This window comes from Mesorhizobium sp. M4A.F.Ca.ET.050.02.1.1, from assembly GCF_003997725.1.
GTDB lineage: Bacteria > Pseudomonadota > Alphaproteobacteria > Rhizobiales > Rhizobiaceae > Mesorhizobium.
Genome location: NZ_RZSG01001483.1, coordinates 1 through 488, shown reverse-complemented (window position 1 = coordinate 488; position 488 = coordinate 1). Strand labels below are relative to the sequence as shown.

The following is a 488-nucleotide window of genomic DNA, read 5'->3' as shown; positions in this document are numbered from 1 at the left end:
AAGCAGTCCGGCCAGATCTACATGCCGCGCGTCAACCTGCTGCTGGCGCTGGTGGTGATGCTGCTGGTGGTCGGCTTCGGCGAATCCAGCAGGCTGGCCTCGGCCTACGGCATCTCGGTGACCGGCAATATGCTGGTGACGACGGTATTGCTCTATGTCGTCATGTCGCGCATCTGGAAATGGCCGTCCTGGCTGGCGATCAGCCTGACGGCGCTGTTCGCCTTCATCGACGTCGGTTTCTTCGCCTCCAACATCGTCAAGGTATTTGAGGGTGGCTGGGCGTCGCTGGCGGTGGCCTTCGCGATCATCATGGCCATGTGGACCTGGGTGCGGGGCAGCCGCTACCTGTTCGACAAGACCCGTCGCAACGAGATCCCACTCGATTTCCTCGCCGGCAACCTGCTGAAGAAGAAGCCGCAGCTGGTGTCGGGCACGGCCGTGTTCCTGACCAGCGATCCCTTGAGCGCGCCGACCGCGTTGATGCACAG

General features: G+C 62.7%; 1 protein-coding gene. It reads left to right on the top strand.

Going from position 1 to position 488, the window contains the following annotated elements:
- Positions 1 to 488 (top strand): KUP/HAK/KT family potassium transporter (locus EOA33_RS38260; protein ID WP_190234554.1); only part of this gene is annotated, 488 nt, incomplete at both ends.